General features: G+C 73.6%; 20 protein-coding genes. 11 read left to right on the top strand and 9 right to left on the bottom strand.

What is annotated here, in order from left to right; translation table 11 throughout:
• Positions 1–22 precede the first annotated feature (22 nt).
• Positions 23–397, bottom strand: coding sequence for an STAS domain-containing protein (locus tag ACIQU6_RS21140; protein ID WP_403483188.1), 375 nt, complete (start codon positions 395–397; stop codon positions 23–25).
• Between the two features lie 621 nt (positions 398–1,018).
• Here ACIQU6_RS21140 and ACIQU6_RS21135 point away from each other — a divergent pair.
• Both ACIQU6_RS21135 and ACIQU6_RS21130 read left to right on the top strand, forming a co-directional pair.
• Positions 1,019–1,681: a sigma-70 family RNA polymerase sigma factor gene (locus ACIQU6_RS21135; RefSeq protein ID WP_403483187.1), complete on the top strand. Its 663-nt coding sequence runs from the start codon at positions 1,019–1,021 to the stop codon at positions 1,679–1,681.
• Complete coding sequence (locus ACIQU6_RS21130) at positions 1,678–3,021, top strand: zf-HC2 domain-containing protein (RefSeq protein ID WP_403483186.1); 1,344 nt, start codon at positions 1,678–1,680, stop codon at positions 3,019–3,021. Before ACIQU6_RS21135 ends, ACIQU6_RS21130 begins: the two co-directional genes overlap by 4 nt.
• Before the next feature lie 114 nt (positions 3,022–3,135).
• Here ACIQU6_RS21130 and purU read toward each other — a convergent pair whose 3' ends face one another.
• Together purU and ACIQU6_RS21120 are read right to left on the bottom strand one after the other, a co-directional pair.
• Positions 3,136–4,026, bottom strand: a complete 891-nt coding sequence (purU, locus tag ACIQU6_RS21125) for a formyltetrahydrofolate deformylase (RefSeq protein ID WP_403483185.1) — start codon at positions 4,024–4,026, stop codon at positions 3,136–3,138.
• Positions 4,027–4,084: 58 nt separating this feature from the next.
• A complete protein-coding gene (locus tag ACIQU6_RS21120; protein ID WP_403483252.1) occupies positions 4,085–4,546 on the bottom strand; it encodes a hypothetical protein in 462 nt (153 codons plus the stop codon).
• Positions 4,547–4,717: 171 nt separating this feature from the next.
• Here ACIQU6_RS21120 and ACIQU6_RS21115 point away from each other — a divergent pair, with 171 nt between their 5' ends.
• Positions 4,718–6,052 (top strand): ABC transporter substrate-binding protein, encoded by a 1,335-nt coding sequence (locus tag ACIQU6_RS21115; RefSeq protein WP_403483184.1) that lies wholly within the window; start codon positions 4,718–4,720, stop codon positions 6,050–6,052.
• A 41-nt stretch (positions 6,053–6,093) separates the two neighbouring features.
• On the opposite strand, the gene ACIQU6_RS21110 is transcribed toward ACIQU6_RS21115, so the two are convergent.
• The gene (locus tag ACIQU6_RS21110; RefSeq protein ID WP_403483183.1) at positions 6,094–7,785 is read right to left on the bottom strand and encodes a hypothetical protein; all 1,692 of its coding nucleotides are present in this window, start codon (positions 7,783–7,785) and stop codon (positions 6,094–6,096) included.
• Between the two features lie 260 nt (positions 7,786–8,045).
• Positions 8,046–9,440 carry a transcriptional regulator gene (locus ACIQU6_RS21105; RefSeq protein WP_403483182.1) on the bottom strand — a complete coding sequence of 465 codons (1,395 nt, stop codon included), beginning with the start codon at positions 9,438–9,440 and terminating at the stop codon, positions 8,046–8,048.
• 475 nt (positions 9,441–9,915) lie between these two features.
• Between ACIQU6_RS21105 and ACIQU6_RS21100 the strand changes: the two genes are divergently transcribed.
• The 6 genes from ACIQU6_RS21100 (at position 9,916) to ACIQU6_RS21075 (ending at position 18,161) form a co-directional block, all read left to right on the top strand.
• A complete protein-coding gene (locus ACIQU6_RS21100; RefSeq protein ID WP_274913870.1) occupies positions 9,916–10,587 on the top strand; it encodes a bifunctional DNA primase/polymerase in 672 nt (223 codons plus the stop codon).
• 116 nt (positions 10,588–10,703) lie between these two features.
• Positions 10,704–11,522 carry an ABC transporter ATP-binding protein gene (locus tag ACIQU6_RS21095; RefSeq protein WP_403483251.1) on the top strand — a complete coding sequence of 273 codons (819 nt, stop codon included), beginning with the start codon at positions 10,704–10,706 and terminating at the stop codon, positions 11,520–11,522.
• Entirely contained in the window at positions 11,519–13,141 is a 1,623-nt protein-coding gene (locus tag ACIQU6_RS21090) for a transporter (protein ID WP_403483181.1), read from the top strand. Before ACIQU6_RS21095 ends, ACIQU6_RS21090 begins: the two co-directional genes overlap by 4 nt.
• 449 nt (positions 13,142–13,590) lie before the next feature.
• Entirely contained in the window at positions 13,591–15,723 is a 2,133-nt protein-coding gene (locus tag ACIQU6_RS21085) for a hypothetical protein (RefSeq protein WP_403483180.1), read from the top strand.
• Positions 15,713–16,987, top strand: a complete 1,275-nt coding sequence (locus ACIQU6_RS21080) for a hypothetical protein (RefSeq protein ID WP_403483179.1) — start codon at positions 15,713–15,715, stop codon at positions 16,985–16,987. The genes ACIQU6_RS21085 and ACIQU6_RS21080 overlap by 11 nt, the downstream gene beginning before the upstream one ends.
• A 523-nt stretch (positions 16,988–17,510) precedes the next feature.
• Complete coding sequence (locus ACIQU6_RS21075) at positions 17,511–18,161, top strand: hypothetical protein (protein ID WP_403483178.1); 651 nt, start codon at positions 17,511–17,513, stop codon at positions 18,159–18,161.
• Positions 18,162–18,217: 56 nt separating this feature from the next.
• On the opposite strand, the gene ACIQU6_RS21070 is transcribed toward ACIQU6_RS21075, so the two are convergent.
• Positions 18,218–19,090 (bottom strand): alpha/beta fold hydrolase, encoded by an 873-nt coding sequence (locus ACIQU6_RS21070; protein WP_403483177.1) that lies wholly within the window; start codon positions 19,088–19,090, stop codon positions 18,218–18,220.
• Between the two features lie 575 nt (positions 19,091–19,665).
• Complete coding sequence (locus ACIQU6_RS21065) at positions 19,666–20,358, bottom strand: metal-dependent transcriptional regulator (RefSeq protein WP_274913877.1); 693 nt, start codon at positions 20,356–20,358, stop codon at positions 19,666–19,668.
• A 270-nt stretch (positions 20,359–20,628) separates the two neighbouring features.
• Here ACIQU6_RS21065 and ACIQU6_RS21060 point away from each other — a divergent pair, with 270 nt between their 5' ends.
• Positions 20,629–21,396, top strand: a complete 768-nt coding sequence (locus tag ACIQU6_RS21060; protein WP_403483176.1) for an SIS domain-containing protein — start codon at positions 20,629–20,631, stop codon at positions 21,394–21,396.
• A 47-nt stretch (positions 21,397–21,443) separates the two neighbouring features.
• Here ACIQU6_RS21060 and ACIQU6_RS21055 read toward each other — a convergent pair whose 3' ends face one another.
• Complete coding sequence (locus tag ACIQU6_RS21055) at positions 21,444–22,898, bottom strand: PAS domain-containing protein (protein WP_403483175.1); 1,455 nt, start codon at positions 22,896–22,898, stop codon at positions 21,444–21,446.
• Positions 22,899–23,488: 590 nt separating this feature from the next.
• Positions 23,489–24,190, bottom strand: a complete 702-nt coding sequence (gene pdxH, locus ACIQU6_RS21050; protein WP_403483174.1) for a pyridoxamine 5'-phosphate oxidase — start codon at positions 24,188–24,190, stop codon at positions 23,489–23,491.
• Between the two features lie 407 nt (positions 24,191–24,597).
• On the opposite strand from pdxH, the gene ACIQU6_RS21045 reads away from it, so the two are divergent.
• Positions 24,598–25,701, top strand: coding sequence for a citrate synthase 2 (locus tag ACIQU6_RS21045; protein WP_403483173.1), 1,104 nt, complete (start codon positions 24,598–24,600; stop codon positions 25,699–25,701).
• Positions 25,702–26,004: the final 303 nt, after the last annotated feature.

Here is a 26,004-nt window from a genome sequence, read left to right as displayed (position 1 = left end):
CCTCAAGCCGACATCGGGCCGCTCAGGCCGAGAGCGGCGCCGCCGTCTCGTCGACCGCGGTGGGCAGGTCCGGGTAGACCTCGAAGAGCCGGCGGACGCCGAGGGCGGCCAGGACGCGGTTGACGTGGGAGCCGTCGACGGCGCCCTGGGCGGGCAGGATCAGCCGCAGGCGCCCCTGGCAGGAGCGCATCAGGCGGCGGGCGGCGATCAGCACGCCCACGCCGCTGGAGTCACAGAACCGGACCTCGGAGAGATCGAGGACGAGGGAGCGCCGGCCCTCGGCCACCGCGTCGTGCACGTGCTGCCGCACCGCCGGCGACGTGACCAGGTCCATCTCGCCGGAAACCTGGAGCACCGCCCATGGGCCCTTTTCGTCCTCTGCCACCTTCAACGACACGCGCTCGAAGCCTTTCGCTCGCTTTCGGACCGGATGCGCCCCGGCTGCCATGCGGAACTCACCCTTCCCGGCTCGACTGCCCGGCCTCTCCCCCCTGAAACGCTTGCGATTCCGTGGCGCGGCAGGCCGTCCCCTCCTAAGGCTATGCCCAAGGGAAGGCGGGTTTTCGCCCGCAACCGGTCACACCCGCGTAACACATGGGTGGATACGGCCACGAACGGTCCGCATCGTTCCACTTCGCTCGCGAAGTGTGCCCGGATCTGCCACACCGTCATCACCCCCTTACCATCCGCAACGCCTGTGCGGGCCGCTTTGCCGCAAAGGCGCCTGCGCTGTCAGACCCGGCCACTACATTCGTGGGCACGGCAAGCGTCGTGGCGAACGTCACGGCGGGGGCGCGGCGAGCGTAAAGCGCCCGATGCGGCGGGCCGCCGGATCGGGTGACGCACGACAGTTCGTGAGCGGAGGGGCGAGTACGGGTACGACAGTGGGCGGGAGTGACGGCACGGGGTCCGGCGGAGCACGGGCCCCGGGTGGAGGCTGAGGTCACGTCCGGGGGCTTTCGGCGACGGCGCCGGCCGAGGTGTGAGCCCGGCCGCGAGGGGCAGGAATGGGGGTCCCATGGCACACGACGCACCACCGCGCTGGGACAGGCGGATGCAGCAGCGGCTCGCCCGCGGCGAGGCCGCCGCGCTCGGTGAGCTCTACGACCGTTTCGCCTCGCTGGTGCACAGCCTCGCCTACCGCGTCCTGGACGACGAGGACGCCGCCGACCGCATCACCCGCGAGGTGTTCGGCTACATCTGGGAGCACCCCGACTCCTATGACCCCAAGCAGGGTTCGCTGCGTTCCTGGGTGGCCGCGATCACCCGCCACCAGGCCGTCCAGCGGCTGCGCCAGACCGAGTCCGCCTCGGCGCGCGACCGCGACGGGGACGGGCCCGGATCCGCCGCATCGGAGCACGAGTTGGAGCGGAAGATCCACGAGGCGTCCACCGCCGCCCGCGCCGACTACATCGTCACCTCCATGCCCGCCCCGCTGCGCGACGCCCTGGAGTTGGCGTACTTCCAGCGCCGGGACTACCGCCAGACCGCCGCCGACCTCGGCGTCACCGAGGACGAGGCCCGGCGCCGGCTCCGCCTGGGCCTCCAACTGCTGTCCACCGCCCACAACCACCAGGCGCTGCCCGCGGTCCCGATGCGCCGCGCCGCCGCCCGGGGGCCGCAGGCCCCGCGCCCGCCGCGCTCCACACCGCCCGCACCGGGCCATGGGCGGCCGCTGTGAGGGGCCCGGACGAATGGGACGGCCGCGAGCGCCCCGGTGGCCCCGGTGAACGGCCCCGGATACCGGCGCCGCGCCCCGCCGCGGAGGACCACGGCCCGCTGCCGCCCGTCCCCCACCCGACGCCCGGTCCCGTCCCGGACCACGTCCCGTCCCACGACGTCCCTGCGGAGTACGAGAGCGATGACGACCCCGTGACCGGCGCCGACACCGGCCCGCGCCGGCCACCGCCGGCCGCCCCGTCCCACAAGGTGCTCAAGTCCCTGCTGGGTGCCTGGGCACTGTCCGCCTGCTCGCCGGAGGAGACCACCGCCGTCGAGGAGCACCTGACGGACTGCGCCGCCTGCGCCGAGGAGGCCCTGCGGCTGCGCGACGCGGTGGCGCTGCTGCACCCCGCGGACAGCCTCGACCTCGATCCGCTGCTCCGGTCGCGGGTGTTGGCGGGCTGCCTGGGCCGCCGACCGGCACGCATCCCGGTGCCGGAGTGGGCCATCCCGTTCGACGCGGAGGCCGCCAAACTCGACGCGCTGCTGCGCGACATGGGCGAGGCGGAGTGGCGGGCTCCGGTGCGGCTGCGCTGGTTCGACGGCCGGGAGCCGGTGGCGCGCGACAGCACCGTCGGCGGGGTGATCGGGCACCTGATGGCGGTGGACGGCATGGTCGCCGCGGCCCTCGGACTGCCCGACCCGTTGGGCGCCGACGCCCCGGAGCAGCCGGGACCGCGCCGAAGAACGGAGGTGTACTGGCGCACCCTCGGCGAGCAGCCCGATCCGCGGGCGCCGCACGACCCCTGGCGCGAGCAGGGCCAGGCACTGATCAGAACGGTCTCGTTCGCCGGCACCGGGGTCACCGAACTCTCCGTCCCGTACGGGAAGTTCGACCTCGCGCTGCACGACGCCTTCCTGGACCGCGCCTTCGAGACCTGGGTGCACGCCGGGGACATCGCCGAGGCGGTGGACTATCCGTACAAGCCGCCGGCCTCCGGCCATCTGCATCTGCTCGTCGACCTCGCGGCGCGGCTGCTGCCGACCACGCTCGCCCAGCGCCGGCAGGCCGGACTGGCCGCACCGCCGCGGCAGTTGGTCGCCGCCGGCGCCCCGGGCCGCACGCTCCATCTGGAGGTCGAGGGCAACGGCGGCGGGGACTGGTACATAGCCCTGGACTCCCCGGCGGCGGTCGGCTCGCCCGAGAGCACCGTCGCCCATATCGCCCTGGACAGCGACGAGTTCTGCCAGTTGGCCGCCGGGCACATCTCGCCGGAGGAGGCCGCGGCGGGGCAGAACGGCGAGCGCGAGGCGATCCGCGAGGTGCTGTTCGCGACGGCGGCGCTGTCCCGCCTGTAGGGGAGCTTGGGGTGGGGGCTCGGTGGTGAGGCGGGCTGCCCGTCGGGGCCCACCTCACCTGCGTCGTGCGCGTCGCCTACGCCGTGAGCGGCGCCGGCGCGCGTGTCGTCCGCGTCAGGCGAAGACGACCGTGCGGCGCCCGTTGAGCAGCACCCGGCGCTCGCTGTGCCACTTCACGGCGCGGGCCAGCGCCTGGCACTCCACGTCGCGGCCGATCGCCACGAGTTGGTCCGGCGTGACGTCGTGGCCGACCCGCTCGACCTCCTGCTCGATGATCGGGCCCTCGTCGAGGTCCGCGGTCACGTAGTGCGCGGTGGCGCCGATCAGCTTCACACCGCGGGCGTGGGCCTGGTGGTAGGGGCGGGCGCCCTTGAAGCTGGGGAGGAAGGAGTGGTGGATGTTGATGATGCGGCCGGCCAGCGCCGTGCACAGCTCGTCGGAGAGGACCTGCATGTAGCGGGCGAGCACCACCAGCTCGACGCGCTCCTTCTCCACCAGCTCCAGGAGCTGGGCCTCGGCCTGGGCCTTGGTGTCCCGGGTGACGGGGATGTGGTGGAACGGGATGCCGTAGGAGCCGACCAGCTCGGCGAAGTCGGTGTGGTTGGAGACCACGGCCGCGATCTCGACCGGCAGGGCGCCGATCCGGGAGCGGAAGAGCAGGTCGTTGAGGCAGTGCCCGAACTTGGACACCATCAGCACCACGCGCATCTTCTCGTCGGCGCGGTGAATCTGCCAGTCCATCCCGAAGGAGACGCCCACCGCCGCGAAGCTGGCCCGCAGCTTGTCGACGTCCACCGGCGCTTCCGCGGTGAAGTGGACCCGCATGAAGAACAGCCCGGTGTCCCGATCGCCGAACTGCTGGCTGTCCTCGATGTTGCAACCGGTCATGAACAGGTAGCTGGACACCGCGTGCACGATGCCCTTCTTGTCCGGACAGGACAGCGTGAGGACGTACTGATCGTTCCGGTCCCGCGGACCGGGCTGGGTGGGCTGCGACTCGCTCATGACCTCATAGGGTCGCACATCCGCGGGGCCGCTCCGACCGCGACGGCCGGGACACCGGTCACGCCGGGGCCCCCAGCGTGCCGGACTGGGCGGCGGCCAACGCGTCGAGGGAGTGCGGGGCGGTGGCCGGGTCCTCTCCGTCCGCGGTGGCCAGGTGGACGTGCGCCTCGCGGGCGGCCCGTACGGCGTCGGGCCAACCGGCGTGCTCCATGTAGGCGGTGACCGGGGCGTCCGGCCCTACCTGGTGCATGATCCGCAGCACCCGCAGGACGGCCGCGTCGACCAACTGCGCCTCCTGGGTGTCCCGGAAGATCGTGCCGATGTACTTCTCGGCGGACCAGTTGTCCAACCAGGTGTCCTCGACGAGCCGGTAGACGGCGTCGGTGACGTCTCCGTAGCCGGGACGGCCGGCCAGCCAGGTGTGCTGCTGGAAGACGGGGTCGGAGAGCATGTGCAGCGCGGAGCGGACGTTGCTGCGCCAGCGCCACCACGGCATGTCAGAGAGCGGCATACCGCCCATGGTGGTCGAGCGACGGCCGCGACGGGAAGACTTCTCCGAACCTTGCACAGCAAGCGATCGTACGTTCCTCCCGATTGATCTCGATCGGCCCCCCGGAGTTCACCACAGCGTCACCATCCGTTGCCTCGGTGTCACGCACCCGTTCCGGCCGGAGCGGAAGGCTCCGGGGCCATGACCGGACGGCGACGCTCCTCCCCCCGCCCCTCTCTCCGCGCTTCCACGACCGCCGCGGCGGCGTGCACGGCGGTCATCGCGTCGCTGCTGTCCGGCTGCGGCTCCCTCCCCGGTTCCGGGGAGCGGGAGCCGGTCACGGTGATGACCTGGGCGCCCGAGGGCACCAAGACCACCAACCTGCCCGGGATGCCGGCGATGGCGCAGGCGTACGCCCGCTGGGTCAACTCCCGCGGCGGGATAGCCGGCCACCCGCTGAAGGTCCTCACCTGCAACGAGCAGAACGACTCGGCGCAGGCCGCGCGGTGCGCCCAGCGCGCGGTGCGGGGCGGGGCGGTGGCCGTCGTCGGCTCGTACAGCCAGTGGGGGCGCTCGTTCATGTCGCCGCTCGAAGCGGCGGGCATCCCGTACATCGGCGGGTACGGCGCCTCCGCCGAGGAGTTCGCCAGCCCGCTCTCCTACCCCGTCAACGGCGGTCAGGCCGCCCTCCTGGCCGGCAACGGTCGCCAGTTGGCGGGCGACTGCCGGCGGGTGGCGCTGGTCCGGCCGGACACGATCCAGGGCGACCAGATGCCGGGGCTGCTCAACGCCGGCCTCAACAGCGGGGGTCGGAGCAGCGCCCTGGACGTCAAGGCGCCCGAGGCCGCCACCGATTACACGGACGAGGTGACCGCCGCGCTGAAGGCGGTGGGCGCGGACTCCGCGGTGTACGGGACGGCAGTCACCGGCGGCGCGGCGCCCGGTTCCTGCGTGGCCGCCTCGCTGGGCGACCACACCGACACCTTCTTCGACTCCTTCCGGCGCCTCCAGGAGTCCCACACCAAGGTGCAGGTCGGCTCCGTGTTGGGCAGCGTCGACCAGTCGATGGTCAACCGCAGCGGCGGCGAGTCCGGCCCGTTGGAGGGCGCGGACGTCACCGGCTGGTACCCGGTCCCCAGCGATCCGCGCTGGCTGCCGATGCGCCGGGTGATCGAGCAGGAGGCGTTCGACGACAGCCGCATCGACCCGGCCGACCAGGGCGTCCAGACGACCTGGATCGCCTACACCGTACTGAGCGCGGTGATCCGGCAGTTGGCCGCCTCGGGCGTCTCGGACATCACCGCGCACACGCTGCAATCCGCCCTGGACCGCGGCGAGCAGTCCGTCGACACCGGCGGCCTGACGCCCGACCTGCGCTGGCGCAACGACGACATGCTGGCCGTCGCCGACTTCCCCCGGATCGTCAACGCGGACGTCACGTACCAGGTCGTCCGGCACGGCGAACTGGTCGCCGCCCAGGAGGGGTTCGTCGACGTGACCCGGACGCTGGAGCAGCGGCGCACCGACGACGGCTGACGCCCGCCCGGCCGCCTACGGGGCAAGCCCTGGGCCCGACCTCACAGTTGTTCGGGGCCGTGCTTCCGGAGGCCGTACTTCTCGGCGATCGGGTTCCACAGACCGGCGGCCTGCTGCTTGGCCTTGGTGGCCGTGCCGCTGGACGCGTTCCCCTGGGAGGCTTCCTTGCCGCCCTTGGCGTGGCCCTTGTCGCAACCGCCCTTGCCGGCGACCTTGTCGGCCCAGGCCGCGTAGTGGTTGTCGGCGTCGGCCGAGGACCTCCAGGCCGTGGTGAGCGCGGCGGTCAGCTCGCCGCTGTTGGGGATCTTGTCCACGGGGAGCTGCTGGAGCCGCTTGACCAGGTCGTTGCGCTGGCCCGCGGCGGACCGCAGGTCACCCGCCGCGCCGCCGAGGTTGCTGCAGCTCTTGATGTTCTGTACGGCGCCGATGACGGCGGAGCGGCTGTTGTTGCTGTCGGCGAGCAGGGCGTCCAGGCCCTTGGCCTGGCCGGCGGCCGGGTCGTCGGCCGGCTTGGTCTCGCCGTCCTTCGTCGACTTGGCCGTACTGGTGCCGGTGTCCTGCTGCTTCTTCTGGGCGGTGTCGTCGCCGCTGCCGCCGCTGAGCGCCCAGCCGACACCGAGGCCGACGCCGGCCAGCGCCACCACGATGGCGCCGACGACGACGGCCGCGGGTATCTTGCGGCGCCCGCCGCCGCCCTCCTCGTAGGGGGCGTGCTGGTCCGGGCCGCCACCGGGGGCGAACGGGCCGCCGGGGGCGGGCTGTTGGCCGTACGGCGGGTGGCCGGCGTCGGCGAAGCGCGGCAGTTGCGCGGTGGCGTCGGGGGCGGGTGCGGCCGGGGCGGCCGGTCCGTCGCGGAACAGGCCGTCGAACTCGGCGGGGGTCGACCGGCCGCCGGCCGCGCCCGGTTGGGCGCCGAACTGCGCGGCGGGCGGCGGGGTGAGCGCACCGGCGCCGACGGGACCGCCGGCGCCGCTGATCGGCGGGATCAGCTGCGTGGCCTGGTCCATACCGGCGCCGGGCATCGGCTGGGACTGCGGCATGGGCTGGGCCGAACGCGGCGGCCCCTGGTGCGCCTTGATGGGGCGCAGCATCTGCGTGGCCGCGTCCCGGTGTTGCGCGGCGGCCGACTCGGGTGGCAGCGGGGCGCCACCAGGGGCGCCGGGTCCGCCGGCGACGGGCGGCAGGAGGGTGGTGGCGTCGTCGCCGGCCGCGGGCGGCAGCGGGGCGCCGGCCTGCGGGGTCGCGCGGACCAGTGCACCGGAGGGGCCGGTCTGCTGCCCTCCCTGGCCGCCGAAGGAGAGGATCGCGGTGGCCTCGGCGGCCGACGCGTTGGGCGGCATCGGACCGGCGGCCGGCGGGCCCGCCTGCGGCGGCATCGGGGGCGGCGCGGCCGGCATGGGCGGCGTCGGCGAGGGCCCCGGGGAGGGCGGCGGGAAGCCGTACTGCGGCGGGTGCGGCGCGGCGGGCGCCTGGGGCGCGGGCGGGTAGCCGTACGACGGGGTCTGACCGTGCGGCTGCGGCCCGCCCGGGGCCGCGCCGGGCTGCCCGGGGCCGTGCGGTGCGGGCGGCTGCTGGCCGGGCCCCCAGGGCTGGCCCCACGGCTGCCCGGCGGGCGGCGCGGCCTGCTGGTCGGGCGGCCATGCGTCGCCGCCGCCGGCGGGCAGCACTATGCCCTCTCTGGCCGGGCCGGCCGCAGGATCCTGCGGGTCGTGACCCTGTCCGCTCTGCGTCACCGGGACTCCTACCATCGTGCAGACCTACGGAATCGTCGGCTGCACGCTACCGGTTCGCGGCAACGTTCGACATGCGTCCAGGTCACCGCACCGGCCGCCGGCGGCCGGTGCGGCCGGCCCCGCAGAACGCACCGGGGGCGGACCGGAATCCCGGCCCGCCCCTGGCAGCACACGGTCGAACCCCCTTCGACCGGTACCCCCTTCCGCCCGTTTTCGCCCCTCGTCGCGAGGGCTCGCCGCCGCGCCTGATGAGGCGTTGCTCACGCCGCGACGGCGCGCAGTTCCATCCGGGCGGCGAATTCCCTTACGACGGGTTCGTCCTGATACGGCTCCAGACGCTGCCGGAAGTCCTCCAGGTATTCCGCACCACGGTCCGAGCGCAGCCCGTTCAGCAACTCGATCGCCCTCGTTCCCGTATGGCAGGCCAACTCGACCTCCCGCTGCTGCACCTGGGCGGTGGCCAGCAGCACCAACCCGATGGCGCGGCGCCGCGCGCGGGCCGCCGGATGCCCGTCGAGCGCCTCCTGGGCGCGCTGCGCGGCCGGCGCCGGCTGCCCCAAGTCCCGGTGGCAGTGCGACAGTTCGTCCGCCAGGTAGGCCGGGTCGAAGTGGGCGATCCACACCGGGTCGTCGCCGGCGCCGGTGGCCGCCTCGGCGCGCTCCATCGCGGAGACCGCCCGACCCGCCACCGTCTGGAAGGCCCGGGCGTCGCCCATCAGGGCGTGCCCGCGCGCCTCCGCGGCGAAGAACATCGCCTCGGCCCTGGGGGTGACCATGCCCCGCGCGCCCTCCTGGGCGGCCCGCGCGAGCTGCGAGATCTCCCGTGGATTGCCCAACGAGGCGGCCAGATGGCTCATGCTGGCGGCGAGGACGTAGCCGCCGTAGCCGCGGTCGCCGGCCGCCTGCGCGAGCCGGAGGGCCTGGATGTAGTAGCGCTGTGCCAGGCCCGGTTGGCCGGTGTCGACGGCCATGTAGCCGCCCAGTTCCGTCAACCGGGCGACGGCGGCGAAGAGTTCCCGCCCGACCGCCTCCCGGTACGACCCCGCCAGCAGCCCGGAGACCACGCTGTTGAGGTAGTGCACGACGACGGGCCGGACGTGCCCGGAGCCGAAGCGGTGGTCCAGTTCGCTGAGCGCCGAGGTCATCGCCCGTACGGCCGCCACGTCCGAAATGCCCACTCTGGCACCGGCGTTGCGCGACACCTGGGAATCCGCCCCGGTGATCAGCCAGTCCCGGCTGGGCTCGACCAGCGCGGAGGCGGCGACCGTGGACCCGCTGAGGAAGTCCCGCCGCCCGACGTCGCTGCGCCACAGCTCGCAGACCTGCTCGATGGCCCCTAGGACGGTCGGCGAGAACTGCAGCCCCACCCCGGACGCGAGGTTCTTCCCGTCGGCCATGCCGATTTCGTCGATGGTGACCGTGCGGGCCAACTTGCGCCCCAGCGCCTCGGCGATGATGGCGGGTGCACGGCCGCGCGGCTGCTGTCCGCGCAGCCAACGGGCCACCGAGGTCTTGTCGTAACGCAGGTCGAGACCGTGCTCCGCGCCGCACATGTTGACGCGGCGGGCCAACCCGGCGTTGGAACAGCCGGCTTCCTGAATCAGCGCTTGCAGCCGCTCATTGGGCTGGCGCGCGACGAGTGGCCTGGCGGCCATGGTGTGTACCCCCTGTACTGCTGCTGCGCGTTCACCGGCGAACGCCGTCCCCGCGATCAATTCCCCGTAAATATCTGGGATATCCGAGACATCCGGGATATGCGCGGTACGAACCCGGAGGGCGTGCTTCGCAGTGGATGCCCGGGATACGTGCGATGTGCGCGATGCCCGTGCGTCGTCGTGCGAAGCGCGGCCGCCCCCAGGTCCGCGCCGCGGTGGGCTGTTCTACGAGGAGGGGTGTCGCGCAGTGTCCGTGCACCGGTCGCGGCGCCGCGGCGCAGGGCTCCCCTAGTGCTCCGCGGCCGTCCGCCGGGCGGTCCGTCCGCCCGTCACGCAAGTGGCTACCCGCTACCCGGACCCCATCCGCACACGCGCCCCCACTAGTGCATCCATGCGCCCCACGTGTCGGAACGATGCGCCGGGGCCGTCACCCATTCGGCCGTAACCCTTGGTGACAAGGGGAGTTGTCCTCTGCGTGGAAGAGACCATCGGAGTCACAGGAGCCCCGCAGATCCCCAAACAGCGCGGCGAGCAATTCATCGACACTGCGGTGCGTTACGCCGAGGAACGCCATTGGGAGGTGTTCCCCGGCGCATGGCTGGAGCACGAGGGCGAGCTGCCGCGCTGCTCGTGCGACGCCGCCAACTGCCCCTCGCCCGGGGCCCATCCGACCGCCCCCGGCTGGGCCAACCAGGCCAGTGGCAGCGCCACCGCCGTGCGACGGATGTGGAGCAAGCAGCCGCGGGCGTCGATCCTGCTGCCCACGGGCCGGACGTTCGAGGCACTCGACGTGCCCGAGATGGCGGGCTGCCTGGCGCTGGCCCGTATGGAGCGACTGGGCGTGACGCTCGGCCCGGTGACCCGCACCCCCGACCGTCGGATGCTCTTCCTCGTCCTCCCCGGCGCCGCAGCCAAGGTCCCGGACATGGTCCGGAACCTCGGCTGGACGCCGGCCGCCCTCGACCTGATCTGCCGCGGCGAGGGCGAGTACATCGCCGCGCCGCCGACCCGGGTGGGCCCGCACGGCGCGATCCAGTGGGCCCGCCGCCCCACCGCCAGCAACCGATGGCTGCCGGACGCCGAGGAGTTGATCAGCCCGCTCGCGTACGCCTGCGCCCGCGACGCGGCGGCGCTCCGCACCCGCTGACGACGACGCGAGGGGTTTGTCAGAGCCTGCCCGTATCGTGGGTTGCCAGACGGGGGTCACGACCAGACCCCTGCGGGGACGTCGAAGGGCAGGCCGTGGCCAGCGAACCGGACATCATGCAAGGGCAGGACGGGTCGGCCGCGACCCAGGAGGGGGCCGTGGCCGGACCGCCCGCGGTCCGCATCGAGGGCCTGTGGAAACGCTTCGGCGATCAGACCGCGGTCCACGGCATCGACCTGACCCTGCCCGCAGGGCACTTCATCGGCCTGGTCGGCCCCAACGGCGCCGGCAAGACCACCACCCTCTCCATGGTGACCGGCCTGCTGCGGCCGGACTCCGGGCTCGTCGAGATCGGCGGGCACGACGTCTGGCGGGACCCGGTCGCGGTCAAGTCCCGGATCGGCGTGCTGCCCGAGGGACTGCGCCTCTTCGAGCGCCTCTCCGGGCGCGAACTCCTCGCCTACATAGGCAGGTTGCGCGGTCTGCCCGGCGCCGAGGTGGACAAGCGGGCCGGCCAACTCCTCGACGTGCTCGACCTGTCCGGCTCGCAGCACAAGATGGTCGTGGACTACTCCACCGGCATGCGCAAGAAGATCGGCCTGGCCGCAGCCCTGCTGCACAACCCGGAGATCCTCTTCCTGGACGAGCCGTTCGAGGGCGTCGACCCGGTGTCGGCGCAGACCATCCGCGGGGTCCTGGAGCGCTACACCTCCTCCGGCGCCACGGTGATCTTCTCCAGCCATGTGATGGAGCTGGTCGAGTCGCTCTGCGACTGGGTCGCGGTGATGGCCGCCGGCCGGATCCGCGCGCAGGGCCCGCTGGCCACGGTGCGCGGCGACGCCCCCTCGCTCCAGGACGCGTTCCTCGAACTGGTCGGCGCCAACGGCCGCCGCACCGGGCAGGACCTCGACTGGCTGGGCGGCGGCGCCCGATGAGCACCGAGACCACCCTCGCCGCCCCCTCCTCCCTGGTCCCGGTCTTCGTCCGGCTCAAACTGACGCTGCTGCGCAACGGCCTGCGCCAGTCGCCCGGGCGCACCGCGGCCTTCGTCATCTCGGCCCTCGGTGGACTGGTAGTGGCATCCGCGGTCGTGATCGCCCTGGTGGCGCTGCGCGGCAATCCACACGCCGCGGCGCTCGTCGTCCTCCTCACCGGCATGCTCACCCTGGGTTGGGCGGTGATGCCGCTGTTCTTCCCCACGGGCGACGAGACCCTCGACCCGACCCGCCTGGTGATGCTGCCGCTGCGGCCGCGCCAACTGATCCGCGCGCTGCTGGTGACGTCGCTGGTGGGCGTCGGCCCGTTGACCACACTCGCCCTGGTGGCCAGCTCCGTCGTGGCGGTCGCCAACGGCGCCGCCGCCGCGGTCGTCGGCGTGCTGGCCGTCGTCTTGGTGGTGCTGGTCTGCGTCACACTGGCGCGGGCCGTCGCCACCGCCTCGACGCGCCTGCTCACCAGCCGCCGGGGCCGCGATCTCGCCGTGTTGAGCGGCCTGTTCATCGCCCTGGGCGCCCAGGTCGTCAACGTCGCCGGGCAGCAACTGGGCCGCGCGGGCGGCCTGGCCGCCCTGGAGCCGGTGGGCGAGGTGCTGCGCTGGATACCGCCGGCCTCCGCGCTCTCCGCCGTGGACGACGCCGGGCACGGCTCCTACGGGCGCGCGGCGGCCGGCCTGGCCCTGACGGTGCTGGCCCTGGTGCTGCTCCTGTGGTGGTGGCAGCGGACCCTGACCACCCTGATGACCTCGCCGGACTCCTCCACCCTCCAGGCCACCGCCAAGGACGGCGCGCACCGGTCCGGCGACGGGGAGCGCGGCCTCGCCCGGCTCCTGCCCGAAGGCCGCACCGGCACCGTCATGCTGCGCACGCTGCGCTACGCCTGGCGCGACCCGAAGTCGAAGATGTCCTGGGCCGTGGCGCTGGGCATCGGCCTGATGGTGCCGATCATCACTGCCGCCCAGGGCAACGGCACCATCTACACCTCCTTCTCGGCGTCCGCCCTGCTCGGCATGCAGATGTACAACCAGTTCGGGCAGGACACCTCGGCGTTCTGGATGGTGGCCTCGACCATCGCCTCCCCCCGGGACGCCTACGAGGAGCTGCGGGCCCGGGCGTTGAGCCTGGCGCTGGTGGCCGTCCCCTACGTCACGCTGGTCGTCGTCGGCTCCGCCGCCCTCCTCGGCCCCTGGTCGGCCTTCCCGGACGTCTACGGCATCTCGCTGGGCCTCCTGGGCGCGCTGGTCGCCACGGGCGCGATGGCCTCCACGCTGTTCCCGTACTCCATCCCGTCCGAGGGCAACAAGAACGTGGCGCCCGGCCAGGCCGGGATCGCCTGGATCAGCCTGCTGGCCGGCTTCCTGACGGCCGCCGTGCTGGTCTCGCCGCTGGCGGGCCTGATGGTCTGGCTCCATGTGGCGGGCTCCGCACACCTGTTGTGGGTGCTGATCCCGGCCGGCGCGGTCTACGGCGTGGGCATCGCGACGCTGGGCCTGCGGGTGGCGGCGCCCCGGGCGGCGGCCCGGCTGCCGGAGATCCTGGCGGCGGTCAGCAAGGGGTGACGCGAGGGCTCCGTGGGGGCCGACCGGTGCTTCGCTCTACGTCCGAACACCCACCCCTCCGGCCCCACACCCTCCCTGCCGCAAACCGGCCCCACCCCAAGGGGGATGAACTGTTGAGGCCCAAGGTGGGCAGCCCCGACCCACGCTTCTGGTCTCGGGGTTACCACGACGGCCCCGTCGTTCCCTCACCCTCCGCCGGGCGGGGGCCGCCAAGCATCACGGGAGGGGGTGGGCCGGAGGCGCCTGGGTTGTGGACGTAAAGCGAAGCAGTCCACAACCCAGGCGCCGCAGGCCCACCCCCGCCACCCACCACCGAGCAAGACGCGCCCCCGCCCACACAACAACCCCGCTTTGCCGGGACGTTATCCACAGGCGCCCCCGCCCACCCCCACACCCCCGGTACCGTCAGGACGAGATTCGAACGAGGGGAACGGGGGGTGGTGGAAGCCATGCGACGCACCAAAAGGTCGCCACTCAGCGGCTGGTCGGCGACGCTACTCGCCACCACCGCGACACTCCTCGCCGTCGCCACGGCGCTCCTCGTCGGCAGCACGGCGGCGCAAGCCGCCCCCGCAGCGACCCCGACGCAGTCGCAGTCGGCCTACCTGGCCGACCGGCTCCGGCACAGCCCGATCTACCTCAGCGACCAACTGCCGCGCGTCGTGCCGCGGTCGACGGCGCCCGAGTTCGCCGCCGAAGCCCGACGGCTGCGCGTGCCGACGTATGTGGTCGTGCTGCCGTTCCTCACCTCCGGCGGCCTGGATTCCGGTCTGCTCGCCGGGGTGCACGACCACCTCGGGCGCAAGGGGCTGTATGTCGCGGTCTCCGAGACGGGCCTGTCCGATGTGCAGAGTTACGGCGTGAGCGTGCCGGGCGCCGCGGACGCCAAGACCGCGACGCTGTACGAACTGCCCTATGACGCCACGCCCCGCGAGGTCTTCCGGCACTTCGTCGACCTGCTCGCCTCGGGGCAGGCCCACCAGCGCGCCGAGAAGGCCCGCGCCACCTACGGCGGCGCGTACAACAGGAACGAGCCGCCCGCGCTGCACACCACGCAGACGGACCGGCAGAACCAGAGCTTCCTCACGGGCGTCGTGATCGCCGGCGGGCCCCTGAGCGCGCTTCTGATCGCCAACTACGCGCTGACCAGGCGCCGGTCCGGCGCGAACGGGCCAAGGGGCACCCGGAGTTCCGGGGGCGCCAAGGGCCCCGGAGGCACCCCGGCCCCGGGTTGCCGCGGCCCGCGGAAGGGCGTCACCCTGTCGAAGGGCACCGCGCCGTCGGCGGGCGGCTACAAGACGACCAGACCCGGCCCCCTTCCCGCCTGGTCGCTGCCCCTCGGCGCGCTGGCGCTCGCCGCGCTGCTGGCCTTCGGCGCCTCGCGGGTCTTCGACGCCACGAGCACCGGGGACGGTTCGGTGCCGACGGCCGCCGACATGCGCGCCCGGGTGGACCGGGTCGCCGAGGGGCTGCGGCACGACCCGCTGTACGTCGATCCGGAGAGTGCCTCGCCCCTGGACGCCGCCCAGCGCGCCGGGTTGCGCCGGCGGATCCGGTCGCTGCCCGTCCCGGTCCTGGTCGTCGCCCTGCCCAGTTCGCTGAACGACGAGTCGGCGGGCAACAAGGACGAGCTGGCGCAGTTGCTGCACGACCGGCTGCGTCGCGACGCGCTCTACGTGCTCGCGGAGTTGCCGAGCGGTGGCCTGTGGACCGCCAACTACGGCACGCACCTGGACACCAGCACGCTGTACGACGAGGCCCGCGACTCCACGGCCGCCGCCCTCGACGGCAGCACGCTGGGCCCGCGCCTGGACAGGCTGCTCGCGTCGGTCGCCAAGGCCAAGACGACCAAGACCGCCGGCGAGCCGTTCGCACCGCTTCCGGTGCAGGATCCCGCGGCACAGCGGAAGCTGCCCGGGCTGTTCACCGGAGACTTCCACCCCGGCTTGTTCATCGGCGCGTTGGGCGGCCTGCTGCTCTTCGGGGTGGTGGCGGCGGTCTCGGCGCTGGTGCGGCGGTTGATACGCCGCCGCGCCGGGGCCGCGGCCGGCTCGGTGGCACCCGTCGAACCCAAGCAGGCGTGGCTGCGGCACACCGCCCGGCGGGAAGTCGACGCGCTGACAGCGGAGTTGGAGCCGGCGACCGGGCTGCCGGAGGCGGCGCGCCGGCGGGCCTGGGAGTGCCTGGACGCCGCCGCGCTGCTGATCGACGGGGACAGCGACGGCCGCATAGACGCCGACGCCACCCCGGCCGGCCTGGCCTGTGCGATCGTGCTGGCCCGCGCCGGCCGGGCCGCGGTCCGGGCGCCCAACGCCACGGCGCACGTCTGCTGCCGCAACCCGCTGCACGGCGCGGCCACCGAGCGGGAGCGGGGCGGCGGCCGAGGGCAGCCGGCGCGGCCGGTGTGCGCGGCCTGCCGGGAGACGCCCGGCGCGGTGCTGCGACTGTCCGGCCCAGTCGGTTCCGGGCGTCGGGGCCCCACCCCGTATCCCGACCACCCCGGCCCGCTGGCCTCGCTCGCCAAGGGCGCCGGGATAGATCAACTCACCCGCGAGGTACGGGAGTCCTTCGGTGTCAACTGACCTTCGTCAGCGTCGTTCGCTGCGTTCCGCCGTCGCCGTCGGCCTGGCCTCCGTCGCGCTGCTGTGCACCGCCGCCGGGCCGGCCGCGGCCGCCGAGAGCCCGGGGCAGAGGATCGCCGACGCGCTGCGCGCCTCGCCGGTGTACGTCGATCCGTCGCTGTCCTCGGCGGTCGACCCGGACCAGCAGCGGGCGCTGGTGCAGCAGATCCGGGGGACGCAGCTGCCGATCCGCGTGGTGCTGGTCCCGTTGGTCGAGGGCGACAACTGGGGCGGCAAGCCGGAGCAGCTCACCGAGGTGGTGCACGACCGGATGGGCGGCGGCCCGGCCATCCTCATCACCCCCGGGACCTTCCCCGACGACATCGCGGCCCGCGAGTGGCCCACCGACGCCCACCAGGCGCAACGCGCCGCCGCCTCGGTGTACTTCGACGACTCCCTGAAGGGCGCCGGGCTGGCCAAGCGGATATCCCGGGCCATCGCCGTCATCAGGGCCGGCGACGGCGACCAGGTCTACCAGCGGCTCACCGCCCACCTCGGCGGCACTCCGAGCGGCGCGGCGTCGAGCGGTGGCACGGCGAAGAAGCCGGCGGCGGGCTCGTCGTCGGCCGGTCGGATCGTGGCGCTGGTCGTCGGGCCGGTGTTGCTGCTCGCCGCGGCCTGGCTGCTGTTGCGGCGTCGCGCGAAGCTGCGTGACTTCGGGACGCCGTTCGCGATGCCGCGGGCGGTGTTCGCCGCCGCGCACCAGGCCGACGAGGACGGGTTGCGGGAGCGCGCCGGCGAGGAGGTGGTGCGGCTCGGCGAGGAGGCCCGCGCCGCCGCGGGCCGCCCGGAGGCCATCGAGCGCGCCCTGGACGCCTACGCCGCGGCCGGCACGGTGCTGGACCGGGCGCGCGGAATCCCGGACCTGGCCGGCGTGTTCGCGCTGGTGGCCGAGGGCCGGGCCGCGCTCTCCCCCTCCCCCGCCACCCTGCCGCTGTGCTTCTTCCACCCGCTGCACGGCCCCGCCACCCGCCGCATACCCTGGCGCCCGCTGGGCCGCCGGGAACAACTCCGGGTCGCCGCCTGCGACGCCTGCCTCCGCGCGGTACGCACCCGCCGCGCCCCCGAGGTCCTCACCGACCGTCTGGACGGCCACCCGGTCCCCTACTTCGAGGTCCCCCCGGAGCAGAGCCTCTGGGCCGCCACCGGCTACGGCTCCCTCCTCTCCAACGCCTCCCTCACCACCCGCGTCCAACGAGGCGACTTCACCCGCACAACACGCTGACCCACACCCCTCCCCCTCGGCCCCCTTCACCCCACTGCCGCCCGCCTCCAACGCGACGCCCTCACGTGCGCGCCGAACTGACGGCTGTGCCGGCCCTCTTGAGACGCCACGGCCGATCGCCCCACCCCTACGACCTCGAACGCCGGGCAGCCGGGCCCGACGCGGGGCGGAACCTGTCCGCCCGCCCCGCCCGCGGCCGTCGACCACCCCGTCCCGGCCAATGACGGATCCACGGTCAAAGTTTTATCCGGGGATTACCATCCGACGGTGCGTCAGCTCGCAATGCCGATGAATTCACCTGTAATTGGGCGGGGTTGCGGGTGGAATCCGGAAGTCATTTCGCGGGGATTGCGGGGAATGCTCCGGGACGCTCCCGCGGTGGGCGAACGGAAAGCGACACGGATGCGTCTTCCGCGTTTCGACACGGATGAAATCGCGCTCCTATGCTCCGCTCACACAGCCGTTCGCGAGCACTGGGCAACGGTGCTGTGAAACGGGGGAAAGCAAGGACCAGGGGAGCGTTGTGCTGCACTCAAGGACCGCATGGCTGCGCGCCGCCGCGCCGGTCGCCGCATTGGCGCTGGCGCTGACCGCCTGCGGCGGGAAGAAGGGCGCGGCCGAGCCGTCCACCGGTTCCGGATCGGCCGGCGGGACCAACTCCGCGGACGCCGCGCCGCAGACCGGTGCGGAGCCGACCAGGACGGCCGGCGGCGGGGCGCAGCGGCCGGGGCAGAGCGGCACCGGGCAGTACAAGGAAGAGTCCGGGAAGACGACGTACGACGTCGTGGCGCAGAAGGTCCACATCGGGACCGAGGACGAGACGAAGAAGATGGTGCAGGACCCGGCGAACGCCAAGGGCCTGATCGCCGCCACCGCCTATGTGAAGTTCACCAACAAGGGCCCGGGCGTCGTCAAGGGGTTGGCGAAGGTGGACGACGGCGCCGAGATCTACGCGGACGGGCAGCGCGGCGGGCTGCTCATCGCGGCCCCGGCGGACCTGCCCGGGTGCGAGGACCCGATCGACATCGACAACTGGCAGGTCGGCGAGAGTCACGTCATCTGTCGGACCTACATGATTCCCGAGGGCGCCAAGGCCCTTGAGGTCCGCTGGAGCGACGAGGGCGCCACCAAGCCGCTGGTCTGGAAGTTCGACGGGGCGGGCCGGGCGGAGTGAACGGCCCGTAGGGGCGGCCCCCCGAGAGGGCACGCCGGCCGTACGGGCCGTCGGCCTCAGGGGCGGGCCACCGCCGAGCGGAGGAATGGCTCGATCGCGCGATGCCAGGCGTCGGGCCGCTCCCAGGGCAGCAGATGGCCGGCGTCGGGGATCTCGGCGTACTCGCCGTGCGGCAGCACCCGGACCATCTCCTGGGCCTCGGCGCGGCCCAACTCGGCGTCGAGGCCGCGGACGACGAGGGCGGGGCAGCCGACCTGGGCCAGCTCCTCCCAGTGCGCATCGCACACCCAGGTCTCGCGGGCGCGGAGCATCTGGCGGCGGGAGAAGACCGGGCGCCAACCGTCGGCGCGCTCGGCCATCACCTCGGCGAAGAACTCCCCGCGGGCCGGCCGGGGGCGCTCCAGCACCGGATCGTCCTCCCCGAACCACTTGCGGACGTCCGCGAGGGTGGCGAACGGCACCGGCCAGGAGCGGAACCACTCCGCCCACTCGCGCTGCGAGGCCGCGCCGAGCGCCGAGGCCCGCATGTCGCAGATCACCAGCGCGCTGACCAGGTCCGGCCGCCGGGCCGCCACCTGCCAGGCCGTCAGCGCCCCCATGGCGTGGCCCACCAACGCGACGGGGGGCAGCCCGAGTTGCTCGATGGCGGCGATGGCGTCGTCGACGTAGGCGGTGCGGTCGAGCGGGCCCTCGGCGGGCTTCTCGCTGCGGCCGTGGCCGCGCTGGTCGAGGGCGACCGCGCGGTGCGTCGCGCTCAACTGGCGCGCGGTGTGCGCCCAGTGGGAGGCGCGGCCCATCAGCCCGTGGAGCAACAGCACGCCGGGCCGCCGCCCGCCGTCCTCCAGCCCGCCGCCCTTGGGCGGGTCGGTGAACTCCCAGGCCGCGAGCCGTACGCCGCCGGTCCCCGTCACATCGATACGCCGCACCATGTGCCCTGGCACCCCCAATCGTCCCCTGACCAGCCCCGCACACCCCACATTATCGAACCTAGATTCGAATAGATCGCTTCCGCGCCGAACTCCCCACTTTCGAGTGACCTTGCTGCGTGATTGGCCACGGCCACCACGGGGAGACATCTGCCGGGAGGCGGGCCCTACCGGGAAGGGGGCCCGTGGGGAACGACCCTGAGAGCTCGGGGCTCCGGGTCACAGTGGGGGGACATGGGGAGGCAGGGCCCCGGCAGCTCGCAGCGCCGGGGCCCTGACCGTCCCCGACCGATCTCGGTGGACGCATCCGAGCCCCCTCGGCCGTCGACGCATCACGCGGGAGTGACGACGCATGGCCATGCGTCAGCGCCAGGGTGACACGAGAGCGGCCGATCCGCACGGATTCGCACAAGACCGTTCATCGCCACCGGAGTTGACGCACCACGAACGAGCCCGCCGGCCTGCGCATCGGCGCAGTTCAGCGGGCTCGCGGGAGTGGTCGGCGGGCGGCGCGGAGCGTAGGCGGCCGGTGCCGCGCACGGGCCGCCGGACGCGGGGCGCCTGGGGCCGCGGGGACGTCAGCGCTTGGCGACGAAGACGTGCTGGGCGATCTCGGCGTCCAACTCGGCGGCCTCGCCGCTGCTGCCGACCAGCACCCCGGCCGGGGACTCCGTCACGCTAACCACGGCGCCCGGCTGCACCCCAGCCCGCCGCAGCGTGTACATGAGCTGGGCGTCGGCCTGGATGGGCTCGCCGATCCGGCGCACCACGGCCGTCTTGCCGTCGGCGCCGGCGTCCAGATCCATCAGGCTCACCATGCCGGCGTCCAGGAACGGGTCGGCCTCGGCCTTCTCGCCCAGCTCCTCCAGGCCCGGGATCGGGTTGCCGTACGGGGACTCGGTGGGGTGGCGGAGCAGCTCCACGACGCGGCGCTCGACCGCCTCGCTCATCACGTGCTCCCAGCGGCACGCCTCGGCGTGCACCTGCTCCCACTCCAGGCCGATGACGTCGACCAGCAGGCACTCGGCGAGGCGGTGCTTGCGCATCACCCGCGTCGCCAGCCGGCGGCCCTCCTCCGTCAGCTCCAGGTGTCGGTCGCCCGCAACCGTCAGCAGGCCGTCTCGCTCCATGCGGGCCACGGTCTGGCTGACCGTCGGGCCGCTCTGTTCCAGCCGCTCCGCGATGCGGGCGCGCATGGGGACCACACCCTCCTCTTCCAGTTCGAGGATGGTGCGGAGATACATCTCCGTGGTGTCGATCAGTCCGGACATGCGTGCCCCTCGATATGTCGTGCGGTGGCCCTGGATTCAATTCTGACGCATCCCACTGACATCGGTGTCTCCTCGTCCGCCCAGCGGACCCTTGCGGGTCGGTTCAACGGGTGCATTGCCCGGCGTATTGACAGCGCACTGGTGCAGACCGCAACGTGATCCGGGCCACTGCGCCACGAGGCGGCGGCGCGCCGGTGACGGGCCGGTGACGGCCCGCCACGGATCCCGCGTGAGGATCCCATCCAGACGCGACGAGAGGGGCCCGCGGCAATGGCTGAGAGCGACCGGAGCGAGGGGCTGGCCGGGCGGTACTTCGACGCCGCGATCGACCTGCTGCGGCAGGTCCGCGACGCCGAGGGCGACCGGATCACCGCCGCCGGGCGGCTGATCGCGGACACCGTGGCCGCCGGCGGCCGGGTCTTCTCCTTCGGCGCCGGTCACTCCTCGCTGCCCGCCCAGGACACCGTGTACCGCGCCGGCGGGCTGGCGATCATGAACCTGCTGTCCGTCCCCGGGGTCGTCGGGGTCGACGTCCGGCCGGCGACGCTGGGCAGCGCGCTGGAGCGGGTCGACGGGCTGGCCGGCGCGGTGCTGGACACCAGCCCGCTGGAGCGCGGCGACGTGCTGGTGATCATCTCGCTCTCCGGGCGGAACGCGCTCCCGGTGGAGATGGCGATCAACGCGCGGGCCCTGGGCATCAGGGTCATCGGCCTGACCTCGGTGGCCTACGCCGACGCCACCAAGTCCCGGCACTCCTCCGGGACTTACCTCAAGGACCACTGCGACATCGTCCTGGACAGCCGGATCCCGGTCGGCGACGCGGAGCTGACGCTGCCCGGCATCGACGCGCCGTTCGCACCCGCCTCGACGGTCGTCACCAGCGCGATCATGCAGGCCGTGGTGGCGACGGCGGCCGGCGCGCTGGCCGAGCGGGGGGACCAGCCGCCGCTGCTGCGCTCCGGGAACGTGGACGGCGGGCACGAGTGGAACGGCCGGGTGATGCGGGAGTACGCGGACCGGATCTTCTACCGGCACTGAGCCCCCAACGGCCCCACCCACCGCCCCAGCCACCGCCGCGCGCGCCCTCACGCCCCGTCCGCCCCCGCGAGGTCCAGGGCGGCGGCGACGCGGGCGGCGACCTCCTCGGCGTAGTCGGCGTCCGGGCGGTCGAAGGGGCGGCGCGCGGGGGCCCGCAGGAAGGTGGCGACCCCCAGGGTGCGGCCGCGGCTGCGGAGCACCACGCACAGCCCGTGCACCGTGCCGTCCGGCCAATTGCGGGCGGCCGCCCAGCCGTCGGCCGGGGCCGGGCCGGCACTGGCCCGTACGGAGCCGCGCCGGCCGTACGCCTGGAGCGCCGGGTGGTTGGGCGCGTACGCCACCGGGATGCCGGTGGCCGGGACCGCCTCCGAGGGGCCGGGCTCGCCCGCCGGGGAGGCCAGCGCCCGCACCAGCCGCGGGGGCCCGGCCCCCTCCGGGGCGGCGCCGTCGGGACCGCCCCCGATGGGCGACGGTTCCGCGTCCCACTCGTCGTCCGCCTCCACCGCCCCGTACGGGGCCGGGGTCGGGGTGTGGACGAGGTCGACCAGGGCGTGGTCGGCGAAGCCCGCCAGCGCGAAGTCGAGGTGGACCGCCGCGGCCTCGGCCGGATCCGGGCACTCGGCGGCGGCCCGGCCCGCGCGGTGCAGTTGGTGGGCCCGGAAGCGCAGCAGGGAACCGTCCTGCTCGGCCCGTTTGGCGTCGGTGACGTCCTGGAAGAGCCAGGCGACGCCGAGCGGGACGGGCTCCTCCGCCAGCGGCGAGGAGAGCCGGACGAAGCCGCTGCGCCAGCACCGGCGCGGGAGTTCGCCCTCGCCCTCCCGCAGGGTCACCCACAGCTCGGCGACGGCCGGCGGCGGCCCCTCGGCCAGGACGTGCGTCAGGGCGCTCTCCAACTCCTCGACACCCTGCACCAGGACGTCGCCCAACGGGCGGCCCAGCAGCGCCGTACGGCCCGTTCCGAAGGCGCGGGCGGCGTGCGTGTTGACGACCGCGGGGCGCAGGTCGGCGTCGATCAGCACCACGCCCCAGGGGGCCTCCTCGAAGAGCGCCTCGCTGAGCGCCACCGCGCGTTCCAGGTCGAGTTGGGTGTGCGACTCGCTGAAGGCGCAATAGGCCCCGGCGACCCGGCCGTCGGGGGCGCGCACCGCCGAGGACTGGGTGCGGACCAGGACGCGGTGGCCGTCCTTGGCGAGCAGGGCGAAGTCGTGCACCTGACGGCCGGCGGCGCGCATCGTGGCGGTCAGCGCGGACCGCACGCCGTCGGCGTCCTCCGCGCGCACCGCCCAGCCCGTGAGGCCGCTGCGGCCGACCGCCTCCTCGGTGGTCCAGCCCAGGATGCGCTCGGCCTCGTGGTTCCAGTGCGTGACCGTCCCGTCGACGGCGAAGGCCATCAGGGCGGCGTCCATACCGTCCAGGAGGGCGGCGAGCAGCCCGGAGTCGTCGGCGTCCGGAGGTTGTTCGGGCTCGGCGCCCGGGGGTCCTGAGGAGGCCTGCCCCGGCACCCGGTGGCCGGGTGGGCCGGCGGACGCAGGCTGTTGCGGCGACGAGGCCGACGAGGCCGAAGAAGCTGACGAGGCAGTCACTGGCACCCCTTACGAACGCGGCCGCACGTGCTCCACGTGGGGACATTCAACTGGAACGTGACGTGGAACACACCCCTTTCCCGGAAATCGCCGCCCACCGGGCCCCGCCCCCGCAAGGAACCGGCCCGCAAAGCGGCCCCGGGACGCCCCTTGAGGCCGTCCCGAAAGGGACCCGGAGGCACTCCGCAAACACCCCGAGAAAAACCTGTTGTGCCGGGACGGGGCGGTTCCTAACGTATGGGGTACACGAGAAGGGAGGTGGTTCGGCAGATGATTTCGCACCGGACGCGTGAGGTGGCTGCGGGCTAGCAGCCCGACGCTTCACCGAAGTGCAGCGCCGGATCAGCGCATACTGCAGATGCGCTCAGCCGGCCCAATCCCAAGCAGTCACCCGACCCGCGGGCTGCCGGTTCGTCCGACCGGCCCTTCGCGCCACCGAGCGCGGAGGAGACAGCCCGCGGGTCGTCTGCGTGTGCGGCCCCGACCGGCGCCGCACCACCACCCGTCCCTCAGGGCGCGAGGCGCTCCACCCGCCACTTGCCGGTCTCGGGCGCGCCCTCGCGGACGTACCGCAGCCGGTCGTGCAGGCGGTTGAGCCGCCCCTGCCAGAACTCGATCGCCTCCGGGGTGACGCGGTAGCCGCCCCAGTGCGGGGGCGCCGGCACCTGCTCGCCCTCCGGATAACGGGCCGCCAACTGCGCGTAGGAACGCTCCAGTTCGTCGCGGGAGGCGATCGGTGCGGACTGGTCGCTGGCCCAGGCCCCCAGCTGGGAGCCGTGCGGGCGGGTGCGGAAGTAGGCGGCGGTCTCGTCCCGGCCGATGCGCTCGGCGGTGCCGGTCACGATGACCTGACGGGCCAACGGGTGCCAGGGGAACAGCAGCGACAGGTGCGGGTTCTCGGCCAGGTCCCGGCCCTTGCGGCTGGTGTAGTTGGTGAAGAAGACGAAGCCGCGCTCGTCGAATGCCTTCAGCAGCACGGTCCTTGAGCTGGGCCGGCCGGCGGCGTCCGCGGTCGAGACGACCATGGCGTTCGGCTCGTGCAGGCCGGCCACGGCCGCGTCCTTGAACCAGCGGGCGAACTGGTCGTAGGGGCTCGCGGCGAGCTCGGACTCGGTGATGCCCTCGGCGCGGTAGTGCGCGCGCATCGAGGACGGGTCGGGGGTGTCGGCGGAAGGCATGTCGGCGGGATGCACGGCCTCATCTTGCAGCATCGGCCCGTTGACGGGCAGCCGGGTGGGCCGGAAGTCTGCCCCTCGTCGCCGGGACGTAACCCTCCCGTCGGCAAATCGCCCAGTGTGCCGGACGTCACGCTTCCCCGCTGCTGATGAACCCGCCAAAATCATGGCCCGGCCCACTGTGGCCCTTGGACACCGGAAGTTATCGTGTCCGTCTTCAGGCCGTCGCGGCGCGCCCTGCGCGACGGCCCGTGCCCGTGGACCGACCATCCATGGGCGTAGACCGTCGCGTGGCCCCTGCCCTGGCGGGGCATCACCGGGGTGACCGGTACGGACCGCGAGCTGCCGGCGCAGCCGCGTAACCGCACCGGCGCCGAAAGAGACTCGACCGCACGGCAGTCGGTCACGGGCCGACTGCCGTCCCCATCTTGAGGAGCCGCCTGATGTCCGACTTCGTTCCCGGGCTTGAGGGAGTCGTCGCGTTCGAGACGGAGATCGCCGAACCCGACAAGGAGGGCGGCGCACTCCGCTACCGCGGGGTGGACATCGAGGACCTCGTCGGGCACGTGTCCTTCGAGAACGTCTGGGGACTGCTGGTCGACGGGGCGTTCACGCCGGGGCTGCCGCCCGCCGAGCCGTTCCCGATCCCGGTGCACTCCGGCGACATCCGGGTCGACGTGCAGTCCGCCCTCGCCATGCTCGCGCCCGTATGGGGCCTGAAGCCGCTGCTCGACATCGACGAGCGGACCGCCCGGGACAACCTCGCCCGGGCCGCCGTGATGGCGCTGTCCTACGTCGCCCAGTCCGCCCGCGGCCAGGGCCTGCCGATGGTTCCGCAGCGGGAGATCGACAAGGCCGAGACGGTCGTCGAGCGCTTCATGAAGCGCTGGCGCGGCGAGCCCGACCCCAAGCACGTCAAGGCCGTTGACGCGTACTGGACCTCGGCCGCCGAGCACGGCATGAACGCCTCCACGTTCACCGCCCGGGTCATCGCCTCCACGGGCGCCGATGTGGCGGCCGCGCTGTCGGGCGCGGTGGGCGCGATGTCCGGGCCGCTGCACGGCGGTGCGCCGTCCCGTGTCCTCGGCATGATCGAGGAGATCGAGCGGACCGGCGACGCGGCCGCCTACGTCCGGCAGGCGCTGGACCGGGGCGAGCGCCTGATGGGCTTCGGCCACCGCGTCTACCGCGCCGAGGACCCGCGGGCGCGGGTCCTGCGCCGCACCGCCCGCGAGCTCGGCGCACCGCGCTTCGAGGTCGCCGAGGCCCTGGAGAAGGCGGCCCTGGAGGAGCTCCACAACCGGCGCCCCGACCGGGTGTTGGCCACCAACGTCGAGTTCTGGGCCGCGATCGTCCTGGACTTCGCGGAGGTGCCGGCCCACATGTTCACATCCATGTTCACCTGCGCCCGCACGGCGGGGTGGAGCGCACACATCCTGGAACAGAAGCGGACCGGGCGCCTGGTGCGCCCCTCCGCCCGCTATGTGGGACCGGCGGGCCGACGTCCGGAGTCCATCGCCGGCTACGAGGGGCTTGCCCGCCTCTAGGCTGTGGCCGGTCGGCCCCACGTTGTTGGCTTTCCCGCCGTGCGGGGGGCTGTCTTTGCGCCTTGCGCCTTGCGGCGCGGGCGGTGTCCGCTGCCGATCCGCTTGCGCGGGGCGGGGTGAGTTGTTGTCCGCTGCGCGGGGCGGTGCCGCTACGCGGGGCCGATCCGCTGCGCGGGGCGAGCCGATGGGTCCGCTGCGCGGGGCTGTTGGGTGCGGTGACGGGTCTCCGGGGGTGGTAGGCCAGACTGCTTCGCTTTACGTCTGGCCTACCACCCCCTCCGACCCGCCCCCTCCCGTTGAGGG

Origin of the sequence: Streptomyces sp. NPDC090442 (genome assembly GCF_044769405.1) — a bacterium.
In the GTDB taxonomy this organism is placed as follows: domain Bacteria; phylum Actinomycetota; class Actinomycetes; order Streptomycetales; family Streptomycetaceae; genus Streptomyces.
The sequence above is the reverse complement of the archived record's forward strand: the minus strand, read 5'-3'. Positions and strand labels throughout refer to the sequence as shown.